This is a genomic window from Roseicella sp. DB1501 (assembly GCF_013112485.1).
GTDB lineage: Bacteria > Pseudomonadota > Alphaproteobacteria > Acetobacterales > Acetobacteraceae > Paracraurococcus.
The window spans coordinates 1-15689 of the sequence record NZ_JABFHG010000006.1 but is presented as its reverse complement, the minus strand read 5'-3'; the positions used below and the strand labels follow the sequence as shown (position 1 = coordinate 15689).

18 protein-coding genes and 1 pseudogene are annotated in these 15689 nt (G+C 68.0%); 9 read left to right on the top strand and 10 right to left on the bottom strand.

Features of this window, described 5'->3' with window-relative positions:
• Positions 1–84 precede the first annotated feature (84 nt).
• The 7 genes and pseudogenes from HJG45_RS12860 to HJG45_RS12835 form a co-directional block, all read right to left on the bottom strand.
• Positions 85–1416: a hemolysin family protein gene (locus HJG45_RS12860; protein WP_171612533.1), complete on the bottom strand. Its 1332-nt coding sequence runs from the start codon at positions 1414–1416 to the stop codon at positions 85–87.
• A 104-nt stretch (positions 1417–1520) separates the two neighbouring features.
• Positions 1521–2333 (bottom strand): hypothetical protein, encoded by an 813-nt coding sequence (locus tag HJG45_RS12855; protein ID WP_171612532.1) that lies wholly within the window; start codon positions 2331–2333, stop codon positions 1521–1523.
• A 93-nt stretch (positions 2334–2426) separates the two neighbouring features.
• Positions 2427–2741, bottom strand: coding sequence for an exopolysaccharide biosynthesis protein (locus tag HJG45_RS28765; protein WP_254452492.1), 315 nt, complete (start codon positions 2739–2741; stop codon positions 2427–2429).
• A gap of 65 nt (positions 2742–2806) precedes the next feature.
• Positions 2807–3022, bottom strand: a pseudogene (locus HJG45_RS28760) (exopolysaccharide biosynthesis protein); the annotation flags it as partial.
• Between the two features lie 54 nt (positions 3023–3076).
• The gene (locus tag HJG45_RS12845; RefSeq protein WP_171612531.1) at positions 3077–4885 is read right to left on the bottom strand and encodes an SLC13 family permease; all 1809 of its coding nucleotides are present in this window, start codon (positions 4883–4885) and stop codon (positions 3077–3079) included.
• 156 nt (positions 4886–5041) lie between these two features.
• Positions 5042–5401, bottom strand: a complete 360-nt coding sequence (locus HJG45_RS12840; RefSeq protein ID WP_171612530.1) for a hypothetical protein — start codon at positions 5399–5401, stop codon at positions 5042–5044.
• Between the two features lie 68 nt (positions 5402–5469).
• Entirely contained in the window at positions 5470–5724 is a 255-nt protein-coding gene (locus tag HJG45_RS12835; RefSeq protein WP_171612529.1) for a hypothetical protein, read from the bottom strand.
• A gap of 405 nt (positions 5725–6129) precedes the next feature.
• Between HJG45_RS12835 and HJG45_RS12830 the strand changes: the two genes are divergently transcribed.
• Both HJG45_RS12830 and HJG45_RS12825 read left to right on the top strand, forming a co-directional pair.
• The gene (locus HJG45_RS12830; protein ID WP_171612528.1) at positions 6130–6498 is read left to right on the top strand and encodes a hypothetical protein; all 369 of its coding nucleotides are present in this window, start codon (positions 6130–6132) and stop codon (positions 6496–6498) included.
• A 171-nt stretch (positions 6499–6669) separates the two neighbouring features.
• The gene (locus HJG45_RS12825; protein ID WP_171612527.1) at positions 6670–7122 is read left to right on the top strand and encodes an OsmC family protein; all 453 of its coding nucleotides are present in this window, start codon (positions 6670–6672) and stop codon (positions 7120–7122) included.
• On the opposite strand, the gene HJG45_RS12820 is transcribed toward HJG45_RS12825, so the two are convergent.
• Complete coding sequence (locus tag HJG45_RS12820; RefSeq protein ID WP_171612526.1) at positions 7119–8045, bottom strand: LysR family transcriptional regulator; 927 nt, start codon at positions 8043–8045, stop codon at positions 7119–7121. The genes HJG45_RS12825 and HJG45_RS12820 overlap by 4 nt on opposite strands.
• A gap of 372 nt (positions 8046–8417) precedes the next feature.
• Positions 8418–9401, bottom strand: a complete 984-nt coding sequence (locus tag HJG45_RS12815; protein ID WP_254452491.1) for a hypothetical protein — start codon at positions 9399–9401, stop codon at positions 8418–8420.
• Between the two features lie 143 nt (positions 9402–9544).
• On the opposite strand from HJG45_RS12815, the gene HJG45_RS12810 reads away from it, so the two are divergent.
• From HJG45_RS12810 to HJG45_RS12780, 7 genes are all read left to right on the top strand, one after another.
• A complete protein-coding gene (locus tag HJG45_RS12810) occupies positions 9545–9997 on the top strand; it encodes a YsnF/AvaK domain-containing protein (RefSeq protein WP_217362915.1) in 453 nt (150 codons plus the stop codon).
• Positions 9994–10899, top strand: coding sequence for a YsnF/AvaK domain-containing protein (locus HJG45_RS12805; RefSeq protein WP_171612525.1), 906 nt, complete (start codon positions 9994–9996; stop codon positions 10897–10899). The genes HJG45_RS12810 and HJG45_RS12805 overlap by 4 nt, the downstream gene beginning before the upstream one ends.
• A 259-nt stretch (positions 10900–11158) precedes the next feature.
• Positions 11159–12298 (top strand): fatty acid desaturase, encoded by a 1140-nt coding sequence (locus HJG45_RS12800; protein ID WP_171612524.1) that lies wholly within the window; start codon positions 11159–11161, stop codon positions 12296–12298.
• Positions 12299–12366: 68 nt separating this feature from the next.
• A complete protein-coding gene (gene arsC / locus HJG45_RS12795; protein ID WP_171612851.1) occupies positions 12367–12807 on the top strand; it encodes an arsenate reductase (glutaredoxin) in 441 nt (146 codons plus the stop codon).
• A 155-nt stretch (positions 12808–12962) separates the two neighbouring features.
• Positions 12963–13811, top strand: coding sequence for a sensor histidine kinase (locus HJG45_RS12790; protein WP_171612523.1), 849 nt, complete (start codon positions 12963–12965; stop codon positions 13809–13811).
• Positions 13812–14336: 525 nt separating this feature from the next.
• A complete protein-coding gene (locus HJG45_RS12785) occupies positions 14337–14675 on the top strand; it encodes a hypothetical protein (protein ID WP_171612522.1) in 339 nt (112 codons plus the stop codon).
• A gap of 319 nt (positions 14676–14994) precedes the next feature.
• Positions 14995–15201, top strand: coding sequence for a cold-shock protein (locus tag HJG45_RS12780; protein ID WP_171612521.1), 207 nt, complete (start codon positions 14995–14997; stop codon positions 15199–15201).
• A gap of 369 nt (positions 15202–15570) precedes the next feature.
• On the opposite strand, the gene HJG45_RS12775 is transcribed toward HJG45_RS12780, so the two are convergent.
• Positions 15571–15678 (bottom strand): transposase domain-containing protein, encoded by a 108-nt coding sequence (locus tag HJG45_RS12775; RefSeq protein ID WP_408902020.1) that lies wholly within the window; start codon positions 15676–15678, stop codon positions 15571–15573.
• Positions 15679–15689 lie beyond the last annotated feature (11 nt).

The following is a 15689-nucleotide window of genomic DNA, read 5'->3' as shown; positions in this document are numbered from 1 at the left end:
CCTGCCTTTCCGCTCGAAGCACAACACGAACCTGAAAGGCACCGCTTAGCTGCCGGCAAAAGGCCGGCTCCGCGCGGCTGCGCGTCACCCGGCCGGTGGGCCGCTGCCAGGTCGCCTCGTGGCAGGGGCGACCGCGGCGCGCACCGGCGTCGCCAGTAGCTTGTCGATCCGCTGGCCATCGAGGTCCATCACCTCGAACCGCCAGCCCTGCGCTTCCACCGCCTCGCCGATCGGCGGCAGGTGGCCTGTGGCGGCTAGCACGAAGCCGGCGGCGGTGTGGTAGCCACGCTCCTCCGACAGGGCGATCCCGAGCGTCTCGGCCATCTCGTCCGCCGGCATCCATCCGGCCAGAATCCAGGAGCCGTCCTCGCGGCGCACCGCGGCCAGTTCCTCGTCCGGCTCGGCGTCCGAGCGGAGAGCCCCGATGATCGCTTCGGTCAGATCAGTCGGCGTCACGATACCCTCGAAATGGCCATGCTCGTCGTGCAAGAGCGCCATCGGCACCTCGGCCGCCCGTAGGGTGGCGAGCACATCGAGCGCGTCCGTCGTGTCCGGCACCACGGGTGCCCGCCGGGCCGCCACCCGCAAATCGAATGGATTCCCAGCCAGCAGTGCCGCGAGCAGTTCGCGTGACTGCACGACGCCCAGCATAGCCTCGGTCGAGCCCTCGCCGACTGGCAGGCGGGAATGCGCGGTCCGCATCAACACAGTGCGCGCCGCCGCCTCGCCGGCGGTTGCGTCCAGCCAGTCCACCTCGCCGCGCGGTGTCATCACGCCGCGTACCGGTCGGTTGCCGAGCCTGAGGACTCCCGCGATCATCCGCCGCTCGACGGTCTCTATCGAACCGGTCCGCTCGGCCTCGGCGACAAGCGCGCGCACATCGTCCTCCGTGACCCTCTCCTCCGGCGCCTCCGCGCGGCCGAGCAGACGGAACACCAGGTCGGTCGAAGCGTCGAGCAACCAGCTGGCGGGCGCTGCGATGCGCGAAATGATCGTCATGGTCGGGGCGACGGCGCTGGCCAGCGCCTCGGCATGGCGGAGCGCCAGGCGCTTGGGCGCCAGCTCGCCCACCACGATCGAGAGATAGGTGACGAGCGCGACGACGAGGCCGAAGCCGAGCGGCTCCGCCACCCCAGTTGGCACGCCGAGGCCCGTCAGCCAAGTGGCGAGCCGGCCGCCGAGGGCCGCACCGGAGAAGGCGCCGGCGAGGATGCCAATCAGCGTGATGCCAATCTGGACCGTCGAAAGGAAGCGCCCAGGATCCTCGGCAAGCGCCAGCGCTGCGGCCGCGCCGGAGTGGCCCGCCTCGGCCATGGCGCGCAGGCGGCTCCGCCGGGCGGAGACGACGGCGAGTTCCGAGAGCGCGAAGACGCCATTCAGCAACACCAGGACCAGGACGAGGGCGAGATCGAGCATCGGGCCTCCGCATCGGGACCGCCGCAGCCGGCCGCGTCCCACACATGTGGCGCACAGGCGCCTGTGGAAAGCAGCGCACCCGCTCCCGCCCCCTGCCGCCTGCGTCAGTCGTCCTGGGGGACCCCGGCCGGGTAAAAGCTCTTCCGCTGCACCCAACGGAAGCCCTCGTGCTTGGTGATAGCGGCGATCTCGACCGCGCCGCCGACGCTCTTCGGCAGGAAGACGGCGAAGCGGACGAAGCCGATCGTGGTCTCGACCAGGAAGCGCGCGAGGTCGATCGCGTCCTGGATCGGCATGGCGGGAACCGACAGCGTCGCATAGAGGTCGCGGACCAACTCCTGCTGCAGCCGGCTGGCCTCCTGTGGCGGCATGCCGTGCTTCACCAGGACGTCGCCGATGTCGAAGCCGAGGCCGAGAATCAGCCGGTTGAGTGCCTCGTACTGCCCGTCCCACATCACCCCGAAGCTGGTCTCCTCCATGATCCGGCGCGGCGGTGGGCAGTCCTGCCCGGTCATGTTCACCTCCCAGACCTCGGCGAGCGGCCGGCCGGCGGAGTAGCCGCAGAGCCGGAGCTGGAGGTTGGTCGGCTCCGAGCATGGCGCGGCCTTCTCCTCGAACAGGAAGGTGCGGAGCCGGGCGGCCACCTGCTCCATGGTGTAGCCCGCCGGGTCCAGCCGCCACTCGGGATGTATCGGGTCACGCCCGTCGAAACGTTGTCGCAGGTCCTTCAGCAGGGTCTCGACGGATTCGCTACCGATACCGCCCGCGCCGGTGGACATCGTCCCGATGGGCAGGCCCTGGTAGAGGTTCGTGATCTTGTTCGCATGGGCGTAGATCTGCCCGCTGCCCATGGTGCCGGCGCTGTCGGCCGCCATGACGACGCCGTCGTTGATCTTCACGGAGACGATGATGGTCACGACGCAACTCCTGCTTCCGGCAGCACGTCGCCGGCGACACCGGTTGAAGGTCCTGCCGCACGATCGGTTCCAAGAGCACCTCTTGGTGGGCGCCTACAGAAGACCTGGCACCATGCCGGTCGTGCTCAGGGTCTCCCATACGGCGGCCGCGGCCACCACGAGCATGGCAACGGCCGCCGCCAGCCCGGCGCAGAGCAGGACTCCGTCCTCCTCCAGATAGGCGAAGGCAATCAGCGCGATGGCCAAAGCCGGAGGAACATTGCTCAGCGGCACCGGGGCAAGAAGGGCACCACCCAGCAGCAGGGCGACGGTGCCGACCACGCGCTTCGTCGTCTCGGAGGGCGTGACCCAGCGCGGGCGGATGAATCGCTCGAGCCATCGCAGTGCCGGCACGATCCGGCGGACCATGCGGGGGTCAGCCGCCGTGCCTCGAAGCGTCGCGCGGCGACGCGGCGGGGGAACACCGGGCCGGGGCGCGCCAGGACCATCTGTGACGCGGGCAGGGTGAGCAGCAGGCCGGCGATGGCCGATACTCCTGGAAGCAGGCCAAGAAGCGCGAGGAGAAGAAGGACGATGCCGAAGGACCGATTGCCGAGCCTGCCCATGAGCCAGTCGAGGGTCACTTGCTCCGAGGGCAGGTTGCCGAGCAACTCATCAAGAATCACAGAAGTTGGCGGTCGCAGGGGCATGGGTCTGATGAGACAAGCGGTGCTGGTAGCGGATCGGTCAATCCGGGAATTTCGCTACCGCAGCGGCCAGAAGATCGGAATCAACGTGGTCGCGACCACGATGACGGTGATGGAGAGCGGCAGGCCGAGCCTCCAGTAATCGCCGAAGCGATAGCCGCCGGGTCCCATGACGAGCGTGTTGCATTGGTGGCCGATGGGGGTCAGGAAGTCGCAGGCGCAGCCTATCGCCACGGCCATCAAAAGGGGGTCGGGATTGAGGCCAAGCTTCGTGGCGAGGCTCGCCGCGATCGGCGCCATGATCAGCGCCGTCGCTGCGTTGTTCAGGAACGGCGTCAACGCCATCGCGGCCAGCAGCACGAGTGCCACCGCCCCGATCGGCGGCAGTCCGCCGGCCACGACGGCGAGTCCCCCGGCGATCATCCCGGCACCGCCCGTGCCGGCAACCGCATCACTGATCGGGATCAGACAGGCCAGCAGCACCAGGATCGGCAGGTCGAGGGCCTCGTAGGCCTCCCGCAGCGTGACGATGCCGGACAGCACGGCCAGCACGGCGGCGCCGAAGAATGCGCCTGCCACCGGAGCGAGCTCCAGCGAAACCACGGCCATGGTCATGCCAAGCAGGAGCAGCGGCAGCACATTGTGTCGTCGCTCGCCCAATCCCGTGGCGCGGTCCACCAGTGGCAGGCAGCCGAGCGTCCGGAGAGCGTCCGGCATCGCCCCGCTGCCTCCCTGCAGCACCAGGACATCGCCGGCCTGGAAACTGAGCTGCCGCAACCGTGTCGCGATCGCCTGCCCGCGTCGCGCGATGGCTAGCAAACTCACGCCATGCACCTCGCGCAGGCGCAACTGCGCTGGCGAGCATCCGACCAGGGCGGAGCCTGGCATGACCACGGCCTCGACCACACCGATGTCGCTGCCGGAGACTGTCTTCACCGGGCCGCTGCCTGCATCGCCCAGCCGCAGGCCCGTCTGCGCGACGATCCTCTGCAACGCATGCGGATTGCTCCGGAGCACCAGTAGATCACCGGCGTAGAGTGTCCAGTGCCCGGCCGGGACGTAGCGGTGGTCGCCCTCGCGAAGGATCGCCATTACCGTCACCTCACCTTCGCTGCGTGCCTCGAGCTCCGCGACGCTCTTGCCAACGAGCGGCGAACCCTCTGGCAGGCGCGCCTCGGACAGGTAGGGCTCAACTTCGAAGATGGCTGAGCGGGCTGCCTGGGCGCCGTGCCCGCCTGGTAGCAACCGCCAACCGAACGCCAGGAAGGCCAGCGCGGCGCCGGCGATCCCAAGTCCAACCGGCGCGAAGTCGAACATCGCAAAGGGCTGGCCGATCAGCTCCGCCCGCACACGCGAGACGAGGATATTGGGCGAGGTGCCGACCAGGGTCACGAGGCCGCCAACCAGTGAACCGAAGGACATGGGCATCAGCAACATGGAGGGGGAGGTGCCGCTACGCCGCGCCACCTGGACGGCGATCGGCAGGAAGATGGCCAGCGCCCCGATATTCTTCATGACGGCCGACAGAACCGTCACGCCCGTCGTCAGTGCTGCCACCCGGGCGCTGGTCGTTCGTAGCCGTGGCTCGACATGGCGGATCGAACGCCCGATCAGGCTGGATTTGCTGACTGCGGCGCTGAGCACCAGGGCGGAGGCGATGATGACCACAACCTGATCGCCGAAGCCTGCGAAGGCCTTCTCGACAGGCACGACCCCGCACATCATCGCGGCGAGCAAGGCGAGCAGCGCCACGAGGTCGTAGCGGAACCTGCCCCAGATGAACAGCGCCACCATCCCGGCCAGGATGGCAAAGACGAGAACCTGATCGAGCGTCAGCGCCAGCCTCCCTAGCCGAATGGGCCCCATGAGGGTACAGATCGCGGTGTCGTCGCAGGCCGTGCAGTCTCCAGTTCACCCAACTTCTGCGGATGGGATCTGTAACGCGAGCGGCTGCCCGGTGGAGGGCCGCTGGTTAGTCCGGCGTCGATGATGTTCCGATGCCGATGTTTCGGTCAACGCAGTTCAGCCGCACCCTTTCGCCCGCCGCCCGGCGATGGACCGCTGAGACGTCGACAGTAGATCATCGACATCGTTGGACCGGATGCTCAGCAAGCCGGATGCATCCTGGACCTGCCTCCCGATCTTGCCGAGTGCGATGGTCTCGATCTGCCGGCGCGCCAAGGCAGAGGAGTTGAGCTGGTCAGCTGGCTTGTAGCAGCACCGGCGGTGCCTCAGATCCTCCAGAGCCATCGTGGAGATGGTGCGGACGACGTGGTGTCCGCTGTCCACAATCTCAAACAGCACGCGCTTGCCCTCGCCTCGCGGGTGCATGGCGATCGGCTTCGTGCCCAAACCAGCCATGCTCTGGAGTTCCTCTCGCATCGGAAGACTGCTGGGCGGCATTTGGCTCAGGTCAACCGCCATCCTGACCGGCCACCCCGGAATGTGCCTCAGGCGAGGTCTGCCGCCTGCGCCTTGGCCAGATCCTGCGGATCGACGGTAAGCACCTGGACAAGAGATCCGGCCCTGTTTTCCTGGCGCGTGATCGTGGTCGAAACACGTCGGTACGCCGGGAAGGAAAGGCCTTCCAGCAACTCCTCCTCGGTCTCGACCGTGTAGGTGCCGGCCGGCAGCGGCTCCCGAACGCTCTTCAGGGAGAAGGGGCGCCGGAACACGAGGGTGCTGGTGTGGGTGCGGGTAGGCATGATGGCGCTCCTGCGTCGAGGCCTGCGCCGCTCCGATTGCCGAGATGGCCGGGTTCGTGAGCAGCCCGCCCTTGGGATCGCGGAAGACCTCCCACGGAGGAGGATGCAACGGCGAAGCGACAACCTGGGCCGTCTGGCTGTTTGCATCGTCGATATGGAGACGAGAGGCCGAGATCCATCATCACATAACAGCGTGTGGACGTCCGGCGCTGCGTGACATGGCACGCCGCAAGGCGCCGCCGTCGCATGCTCTCGCCGGAAGGTGCTCGGTTGACGAGGGCGCCAACGCTTGTCCCGGGCGCTCCTGGACCGGTCCTGAGGGAAATGACTCACCCTCCCGGGGCAGAAGAAGCGACACAGCCTTCCCTGCGTTGAGATCGGCGCTACGACCCGGTGGAGAATCGCATGGCACTTCGGCTGGTCTCGTCCGGCGACAGTCCGGCACTGGAGATCCGCGACCATCTCCTGCCGCTGGTCCAGGAGCGCGGCACCCTGGAAGTCCAACGCGACGCGGTCCGATTGATCGCGCTCAGGACCGATGGGTGGGTCATCGAGCACTGGACTCCGTTCAATGACCTCATGCCGGGAGAGGCCTCCTCTCCCGGATACCGCCACGCCTTGCAGCGGCAGCACACCGCGCCCGACCTGCCCTACGGGCTCGACGTGTGGCGCGCCGGCGCGAAGGTGCTGAGTATGCTCTGGTCCGACGATGGCACCTTCGAGGTCAGCGACTTCGTCCGCGGCGGCTGGGAGGTGGACGCGCTCGCGTTGTAGCGGCCCTCGCGCATCCGCGCACACCCGGTCGGCGGCTTTGCACGGCTGCCATAGACCCCTGAGCGCGCCATATGGCAGCTACATGCCGACCCTTGTCTCACCAGGGTGATCGGCCGACACGAGGAGGCCGGCGGTGCGCATCCTGACCCCGAGATCTCGCGGCATGCCGGCATGAGCGCGCTGCGGACCCTTCGATCCCGGACCGTGGCGGGCAGCCGCTTCCGCCAATTCACGCAGATCCGCGACCTGCCGGCCCTGATCGTGGATGAGCCGAGCGGTATTGCCGATGCCGAGCCGGCGCCGGAGCCGCTGGAGGTTCTGCTCGCCGCGCTCGGCTCCGATCTCACCATCGGCATCCGTGTCGGCGCGATGGCCCGCGGCATCGCGCTCTCGCGCCTGGCGCTCGATCTGGAGGCGGACATCGCCGCCGCCCCGATGGACATGGGGCAGCCGGCACCACTCGGGCTCGAGGCAGTGCGTGTCACGGTCCATATTGAGGCCGATGCTCCGCGGGAGGCACTGGCCGCGCTGGTGGCACGGGCGACCTTGCGGTCACCAGTCGCCAACACGCTGCACGACGGGACCGAACTGAACGTCGGCTTGTCCGCAGCGCACGGCAGCTAGGCGCGGGGCTGCCTGGCGTCCTGATGTTCCGGCGGGTCCAACTGGCCGGCATGGTCGCGGGCAGCGGCAGCCACTGCGTCCAGTACCAAGCGGATCCGCGGGATCTTGCGGTTGTCCTTGTGCACGGCGACCCAGATCTCGACCAGAACTCGATCCCGGGGCGGCCGCAGGCGCCGCAGCCCGTCCGGCAAGGCATCCCCTCGCAGTCGCGGCAGGCACGCCATGCCCTGGCCACACACGGTGGCCTGCAACTGGGCCTCCGGGCTGTCGGTGCGCAAGGCCGCGGTGGCACGGGGAGCGACCTCGGCGAGCCAGTGGGCGACCTGCGGCACCTCCGCGCCGTCCAACCCGGTCACCAGCCGGTGGCCCGGGCAGCCGGCCGCGAAGTCCGGTGCGCCATGGCGCTCCAGGTAGCCAGGGCTGGCATAGAGTCCGTGCGCCATGGTGCCGATCCGCCGCGCGACGAGGTCATGCTGCTCGAAGCGCGTGAGGCGCACCGCGATGTCCGCCTCCCGCATGGCCAGGCTCAAATGTCGCACATTGGCCAGCAGCTCGATCCCGATCTCCGGGTTGCCGAGTTGCAGCGCGCAGAAGGCGGGCACCAGGACGTGGCTGGCGAGCGTCTCGATCGCCGTGACCCGCACCACCCCATCCAGTAAGGCGTCGCGGCCACCGACCGTCCGCTCCACCGCGAGCGCTTCCACCTCGACACGTTCCGCCTGACCAAGTATTGCCTCGCCCGCCAGCGTCGGGACGTAGCCTTCCGGCGTGCGGTGCAGCAGCCGGGCCCCGAGGCCGCTCTCGAGCGAGGCGAGGCGGCGGCCAACGGTTGACTGCGTAACACGCAGATCCCGGGCGGCAGCGGAGAGGCTGCCGGTCCGGACGATGGCCAGGAAGAAGCGAAGGTCATCCCAGTCCAGCAAGGCTCGCTCATGCATCCCTATCTGCCGTGTATCGGCAGGACAGGGAGGTAACGGGCGGAGGCGTTACCGGGTTCGAGAGGGCGGGCTCAGTCGTCCTCGCGCGGGGTGTCCGGGGGTGTCAGAATGGCCGGCGCCGGAGCTCATGCGGTTCAATCCTGTGGGTCTCTCGCATCAGGGCTAGTGCGTCCCGTGTGATGCCTGACCAGTCGCCGCCATTTGCCTCGTGCAGGGCCTGCAGCCGGGATGCCAACCGCGCAACCAGTGCCCCGTCCTGATTATTGGGGTTCATTGGTGACTCTCTATGCTTCGGTTCGGGGGCGTATAGGCTGCATCGGCCATGGCCCCGTGAAGGAGACCACGGCCGCGCAGGGGTCAGACCGGGCGCCGGACGAGATCAGGCGCCTGCAGGGCAATCCGGTCGCGGGTGCCACGGCGGGCGCCGAGCACCGCCGCAATCGCTCCGAGCAGCAGAGCCGCGACAGTCCCGAAGGCACCGATCGAGGCGGCCCGCGCCGTGGCGTCGGCAGCTTGGCGTGCGCGAGTCGCGGCCTCCGTCGCGGTGCGCTGCGCCTCGGCCTCCATCGCCTGGACTCGGCGTGAAGCTTCCTCCGCCGCGATGCCAAACTCGGCCGCGACCAGCGCGTCCAGCCGGGCACGTTCCTCGTCGGCGAAACCGCCGCGCGCGATGCGGCGCCCGAGCAGGGAGGTGATCTCCGCGCTGCGCTGCTCGGTGGTCATCGCCTGCGGATCGCCGCCGGTGCCACGGAGTGTGTCCCGCGCACGATCGACCAGGGCCGATGGCGAGACGCCCGGCACCGCCTGGCTGGCCATGCCGGAGATCGCCGAACCGGCGCCCCCGGCCACGCTGCCGACCGCCGTCGAAGCAGTGGAGGCCAGGCCCGCGAGCAGGTTGCCGATCAGCACGGCGGAGACCAGGAAGGCCACGGCCCAGACTGCAAGGCCGTGCAGAATCCCATCCGTGTCGTCGGCCGTCCCGGACAGCCGCGCCGCGGTGTAGCCACCCGCTGCGAGGGCGAGGGTGTTCGCTATGACGAGCCAGATTGCGGCGCCGATGCCCATCCGGGCCGCGCCCGGCGTGGCCTGGGCGACGGCGTCCACCGTGGTGGCGCCGATGGCGGCGCCGAGGACGTTGAGCATGGCCGCGATCACGGCGGCGATGAGGCTGCCGGCGATGACTGCGCCCCAGGAGATGCGTGATGGCAGGGCCGGCCCGCCTTCGGGCAGGATGGCGGCGGCTCGGACCGTGCTGGTCGTGTCGGATGGCATGGGTGTGCCTTTCAGGGATGAACTGCTCAGCGACCCAACGTTGCCCGGCCCGAGGGCGGGGTGTTGCATTTCCGCATAGGCACTAACCGCCTTTGCCGCCTGCCCGCGGCACCTGCCAGCCACCACCTTGGGAGGCAGATGCTGGACCAGCAGCCCATCCGGCCCCTCCGGCCAGGCCGCGGGCTCCGTGCCGGAACCGGAGATGTCCCAGCGTGGCAGATGACGCGAAGGCCGATGCCGAGGTGGTGGTCCCGCTGGTCGAGGAGCACCTGGCCATCGCGCGACGCTTGGTCGAGACCGGGCATGTCCGCGTCCATCTCTCGACCGCCACCAAGGACGCGCTGGTGCGGGAGACGCTGCGCGGCGAGCGCTTGGAGGTTGAGCGCATCGCCCTCGGTCACGAGGTCGCTACTGCACCGGCTGTGCGGGAGGAGGAAGACGGCGCGGTCCTCGTCGTGCCCGTGCTGGAGGAGATCCTGGTGGTGGAACGCCGCCTCGTCCTCAAGGAGGAGCTCCGGATCCGCCGCATTACCACGATCGAGACTGTCGAGGAGACCGTCCCGCTGCGCCGCCAGGTGGCGAGCGTGGAACGCCTGTCCGGGGCTGCCTCACGCAGCCCCGATGCTCAAGCCCGTCCCGAGGACGGCACCGGAGATCCAGCATGACCCAGACGACCCTGACCGCCCTCTATGATATGCGTGGCGATGCCGACACCGCGGCCGAGCGGCTGATGACGGAGGCCGGGCTTGCCCGGTCCGACATCACCGTGACGACACAGGACGCGGGCGCGGCAGAGGAGGGCGGCTTCCTAGCCTCCCTGAAATCCCTGTTCGTGTCGGACCAGGACCGTGACACCTATGCCGAGGCAGTCCGCCGCGGCGGCTTCCTGCTGACCGCGCGGGCCTGGCAGGGCAGCACCGAGCGGGCCATAGACATCTTGGAGGAGCACGGGGCGGTCGATATCGACGATCGCCAACAATCCTGGCGCATGGAGGAAATGAACGGTCAGCAGTCCACCGGCGCGGCGGCAACCCTGGCCGATGGCACCGTGGTCGCGGCCGCACCGGCCGTATCGCAGCCGATACCCCCAACGGCGGCCGCTTCGGCACCCGCAGCGAATCGTCCATCTGAGACCGGCGACGAGAAAATTGAACTCGTCGAGGAGAGGCTTCGTGTCGGCAAGCGGGAGGTCGGGGGTGGCCGGGTGCGCGTCCGCACCTACGTGGTCGAGACCCCGGTCGAGGAACAGGTATCCCTGCGCGAGGAGCAAATCGGGATCGAGCGTCGGCCGATGGACCGGGCCCCGACCGCGGCCGATGACGCACTGTTTGCTGAGCGCGTGATTGAGGCGACCGAGACCGGCGAGGAAGCGGTCATCGCTAAGGACGCTCGCGTCACCGAGGAGGTGATCGTGCGGAAGGACGTGAAGGAGCGGGTCGAGACGGTGCATGACACCGTCCGGCGCACCGAGGTCGAGGTGAATGACACCCGCGTGAGCGATGCCAAGGGCAATGCCACGGCGCCGGCATCATCGTCGGGTCGCCTGGATCCCGCGTCGCGTCGCTGACCGATGAGGTTGGCCGCGGCCGGGTAGGAAGGGGGCGGTGTCATTTGGTGCCGCCCCCTCTCCACCAGCCCACGCCCGCACCGCCCTGGACCACGGCGCCGGTCCGGAACGGTCGCGCCGCCCGTCCTGATCGAGAGTTGTCGACCCCATGCTTCAAACAATTAGTGCCGCCGCCCTGGCGGGCAGCGCGCGAGAGGCCCCACTCCCCTCCGTCGGCTTGCGGGAGCTGAGAACCGTAACCCAGCGCTTCCAGACGGCGGTGCCGCGCACCGCTGCGTGGCAGCTCGTCACCACCTTCCTGCCCTTGCTGGCGCTGCTCGCGGCGATGCAGGCTGGCCTTGCCCTAGGCTGGTGGTGGGCGCTGGTACTAGGTCTGCCGGCGGCAGGGTTGACGGTGCGCGTCTTCGCCCTGCAGCACGACTGCGGGCATGGCTCGCTGTTCCGCACGCAGCGTGTGAACGACCTGGTCGGGCGGATCTGCTCGCTGTTTACCTTCACACCCTACGGGCACTGGCGGCGGCAGCACGCCGGGCACCACGCGGTCTGGAACGACCTCGACCGCCGCGACCGCGGCACCGACATCTACTCGACCTGCGAGACTGTTGCCGAGTACCGGGCCATGGGTCGCGGGCGCCGCCGTGCCTACCGCATCCTGCGTCATCCGCTGCTCATGCTTCTGGTATTCCCGCCCCTGGTGTTCCTCGTGCTCTACCGTGTCCCGTATGACGCACCGGTCGGCTGGGGCCGAGAGCACCGCAGCGTGCACCTGACGAACCTTTCGTTGCTCGCCTCTTACGGTGGCTTCTCGGCGCTGCTCGGCATCTGGCCGGTGACTGCCGGCGTCCTCGCCGTGATGATGCCGGCCAGCATCGCCGGCGTCTGGCTCTTCTCGGTGCAGCACCGCTTTGACGGGGTGCATTGGGCTCGCCACGCGGCCTGGGATCGGGTGGCCGCGTCGCTCGCGGGCAGCTCCTACCTGCGATTGCCGGCGGTTTTGCGGTGGTTGACGGCGAGCCTCGGCTTCCATCACGTGCACCACCTCGCGCCGCGCATTCCGAATTACCTGCTGGAGGCCTGCCACGACGCGCACCCCGCCTTCGACACTGCGCGGGTGGTCACGCTGCGTGAGACTTTCTCGGCGCTCGACCACCTGCTGTGGGACGAGGAGGCCGGCCGCATGGTGACCTTCAAGGAGGCCGAGGAGGCGCTGCCCAATGATGGGCTTGATGGTCTTCGCGGCGGGCCAAGCTTGCTCAACCGAAGCGTAGCCTCGTCGGCGGCCCCTCACGCTGGCCGGTTCCGACGCCGCCTAGCCCTGGGCGAGGCCCGCGCCGCCCTGCCGGACGCACCAACAGCTCTGAGGCAGACCTGCGTGACCGATGGGAACAGCGCGACGTAACACCGGGCGCGAGATGGCCCTCGGTGGGGCCAGGGTCCTTGCAAAGATGCAGTCCGGATCGGGGGAACATCGTGACGATCACAATATACCATGACCCGAACTGCGCCACGTCACGCGACGTCCTGGCGCTCATTCACAACAGTGGCGAGGAGCCGGAGACCATCGAGTACCTGAAGGCGCCGCCCTCGCGCGAGACGCTCGTTGGCTTGCTCCGGCGCATGGACATTCCCGTGCGCGACCTGCTGCGTCAGGAAGTGCCATCATACGAGGAGTTCGGTCTCGATGACGCCAAGTGGGCTGACGACGCACTGATCGACCTGATGCTGCAGCACCCCGTTCTGATGAACCGCCCGATCGTGGTCAGTCCGCTTGGCGTGCGGCTGTGCCGGCCATCGGAAACGGTCTTGAACATCCTGCCCGCTCCACAAGAGGGCGCCTTCCGCAAGGAAAATGGTGCGCCTGTTATTGATGACCAGGGAAGACGCGTTGACCGGACCGCTTTGGATTGAGCGCATCCCGAACAGGGCCAGTCGCACTCGCATGTGCACTGACTCGGCGACGCCGAGTACCATCCCGTCCGTGCGGGCCGCCGGGGAACCGCGCCTTCATAGCGGGCCGGGATGAGGTTCCGTGCCGACGTCAATCCCCAGGGCCTTGAGCTGGCATGACCGCGCGATCAAGCCGGCACGAGGCAGAGCTGGAAGCGGAGAACGCGCGTCTGCGGACTGATCTTGCCGCCGCTGAGAGCCGTGCTGCAAAGAACGCCGAGGTGGGAACGCACGAGCTCATCGGCGCGCACATTGATCTCGCCAGTTCCGAGGCGCTGAACGCGGAGCTCCGCCGAGCTAACGCCGAACTGGCGGAGAGCGAGCGGCGTCGGGACCTGCTGTTGGCCGAGCTGAACCACCGCGTAAAGAATATCCTTGCCACTGTGCAGGGGCTTGCCGCGCAGACGTTAAAGGGAGTCGGTGGTGATCCTCGGCGTTTCGCCCAGCACTTCGGAGCGCGGCTGCGCACCTTGGCGCGGGCGCACGACATGCTGGCGGCGCGCGGCTGGGAGCCGGCCGGCATCGAGGACACCGCGCGGAATGCGCTGGCGCCGTGGCTGGGGACCGGCCGGGCCGTTCAGCTCAACATCTCGGGCGGTTGCCTCGGCGTGACGGTATCGCCGCGGCAGGCGCAGGCGCTGGTACTCGCCTTTCACGAGCTGGCCACCAACGCCACCAAGTACGGTGCGCTCTCCGTTTCCGAGGGGCAGGTCGAGATCCAGTGCGAGGCGGGAGCGGACGGAGCTATGACGATCCATGGGGCAGAGGCGGAGGGCCCGCCGGTGGCAAGGCCGCCGGATCGGCGGGGCTTTGGCACCCGGCTGCTGGAGCGCGGCCTCGCAATGGACCTCGGACCCGGCAGCAGCGTCGAGCTGCACTTCAAACCGGCCGGTTTGCAGGCGGCAATCCGCTTCATCCCCGCGCAGGGACCGCTCTGGCCGATCAACCGCCATCGGAGTGACTAACGACCCGCACGCAGGCTGCCGGTTCAGAGAGTGTTCGCTCCCGGTTACTCTCGCCACACCATCTACTTTTTACGACCACTCTTCGTTTGGGCCGCTGGCGCGCGGAACGGCAGGTTTCGCCAGGGCCAGCGAAAAGACCTCGCCGAGGCCAGGGCGGGCCGGAAGCCGCTCTCCGGATGGCGGATTCTCCCTAAACCTTGGGACTTGGCCGATGGAGAACTGGGGACATAACCCTGGTTTGGGCGGCGAGTTGGATAGCATTCTTTCTTGTTCCTAATGCCGGATCAGGTTCCGGGATCGCCACCACCGCCGAGCCTGCCCGCCCTGCGCCACGTCATCATGATCCGGCCGTTCGTCGACCTCGTCACGCCCAACCGATGCCCGCACTGCAGGCACAAGCTCGGGCCATCGCCTGATTTCAGACTGCCCGGGTAGTGATAGGGCAGCCCGGCCCTGGACGGAGCTGCATTATTAGGACAAAATGAGAACCTGCTGCATTGGCCGCCAATCCCAGGAGCTTTCCCCATGGCTGCACGGAAACCCCGGGCGGCGCGTCCCGTCGACACCGGCTTGCAACGCCTGCTGGCGCTCGCCGGCCGCGGCGTGTCTCCGAACCGCATGGCCCGCGAGGTGGACGCCATCGCCGCTGAGTGGCGGCGGGGTGTAGAGGGCGAGGACGGCACCGATCTCAAGGAGCAGATGGACGAGCTGCGCGAGCAACTGGTGGCCGGCGTCGCTGCGGCCGAGGAAGCCATGTCCGACGTGGATGCAAGCGATGCAGGCGCGGTGAAGCAGGCGCGGCACATGCTGGCGGCCCTCACCGCCACGCGGGACGCCGCGGAGGAAGCGCTGGCCGCGGCCTGAGCCGCGTCACTGTACCGCACGTGCCGTTATAATTCTGCAGCGTAATCTGCAGGTCACCACCGTGCCAGTGGCGGCGCCGATCCCCTGCGCCGAGAACGCTCGCACCCATTCCGCGGCGCAGGTGGGCGCAGAGCGTGGGGCAACCGAAACTCCTTGTAATCGCTCCGCGATGGTTTATATCACTCTGGTCAGCCTCGTTTGGTTCGGCCTGCTCTCCAAGCTCGTGATCGAGCGCCGAGCCCGCTGCCCGCCCCCTACAGAAGATTGATCCACCATGCGATTGCGCGTGGTGGCACGCCATACGTAAGCGGAATTCTCTATGTCCAACGGCACTATCAAGTGGTTCAACGCGACCAAGGGTTATGGCTTCATTCAGCCGGAAGACGGCAGTAATGACGTGTTCGTCCACATCTCCGATGTGCAGCGTGCCGGCATCTCCACCCTGAATGAGGGTGACAAGATCACCTATGACGTCCAGCGCGGCCAGCAGGGCAAGATGTCTGCTTGCAACCTGCGCCTCGACTGACCTTTGGCTGACCGGCCAATACCACGGGTGGGTGCTCGCGCGCCCACCTGCCTTGCGCCCGGACTAGAGCATTTCCCGTTCATTCAGGTTCACGGCAAATGTTCCAGCTTGTTGCTTTCAGGGCATCTTCACACGTTCTGATGATCGCATCCGAACGCGATCTGCTCTAGTTCCACGCGGTCCGATAAGGGTCTGATCGATCAGCGCGCCGCACCATGGTGCGGCTGTGCGCCGCGGTCGATTGAAGCAGTATTCCCAACACTCACTGAATCCAAGGATCTTGGCGGTACGTCCCAAGCGACTGCACCGCTGACAATAACGATGCAAACACTGACACTGCGCGACGCCATCGACTGGCATCCGTATGCGTCAGCCCACGCTGGTGGGTTGACGGCTTGGCCTGAAGTTCCAGGGTAGCAGCTCGTCGATACGGGTGATGGGGTGGCCATTTGCGAGGCGGTCGAGCACGGCTGCGATGTAGGCTTCCG

Bases quoted from the DNA above. Each gene is read 5' to 3' on its own strand.
- HJG45_RS12805 (WP_171612525.1), top strand. From the start codon at position 9,994: ATGACCCAGACGACCCTGACCGCCCTCTATGATATGCGTGGCGATGCC.
- HJG45_RS12860 (WP_171612533.1), bottom strand. From the start codon at position 1,416: ATGCTCGATCTCGCCCTCGTCCTGGTCCTGGTGTTGCTGAATGGCGTC.
- HJG45_RS12825 (WP_171612527.1), top strand. From the start codon at position 6,670: ATGAGCGCGCTGCGGACCCTTCGATCCCGGACCGTGGCGGGCAGCCGC.
- HJG45_RS12840 (WP_171612530.1), bottom strand. From the start codon at position 5,401: ATGCGAGAGGAACTCCAGAGCATGGCTGGTTTGGGCACGAAGCCGATC.
- HJG45_RS12830 (WP_171612528.1), top strand. From the start codon at position 6,130: ATGGCACTTCGGCTGGTCTCGTCCGGCGACAGTCCGGCACTGGAGATC.
- HJG45_RS28765 (WP_254452492.1), bottom strand. From the start codon at position 2,741: ATGGTCCGCCGGATCGTGCCGGCACTGCGATGGCTCGAGCGATTCATC.
- HJG45_RS12815 (WP_254452491.1), bottom strand. From the start codon at position 9,401: ATGCAACACCCCGCCCTCGGGCCGGGCAACGTTGGGTCGCTGAGCAGT.
- HJG45_RS12785 (WP_171612522.1), top strand. From the start codon at position 14,337: ATGGCTGCACGGAAACCCCGGGCGGCGCGTCCCGTCGACACCGGCTTG.
- HJG45_RS12835 (WP_171612529.1), bottom strand. From the start codon at position 5,724: ATGCCTACCCGCACCCACACCAGCACCCTCGTGTTCCGGCGCCCCTTC.
- HJG45_RS12790 (WP_171612523.1), top strand. From the start codon at position 12,963: ATGACCGCGCGATCAAGCCGGCACGAGGCAGAGCTGGAAGCGGAGAAC.
- HJG45_RS12845 (WP_171612531.1), bottom strand. From the start codon at position 4,885: ATGGGGCCCATTCGGCTAGGGAGGCTGGCGCTGACGCTCGATCAGGTT.
- HJG45_RS12780 (WP_171612521.1), top strand. From the start codon at position 14,995: ATGTCCAACGGCACTATCAAGTGGTTCAACGCGACCAAGGGTTATGGC.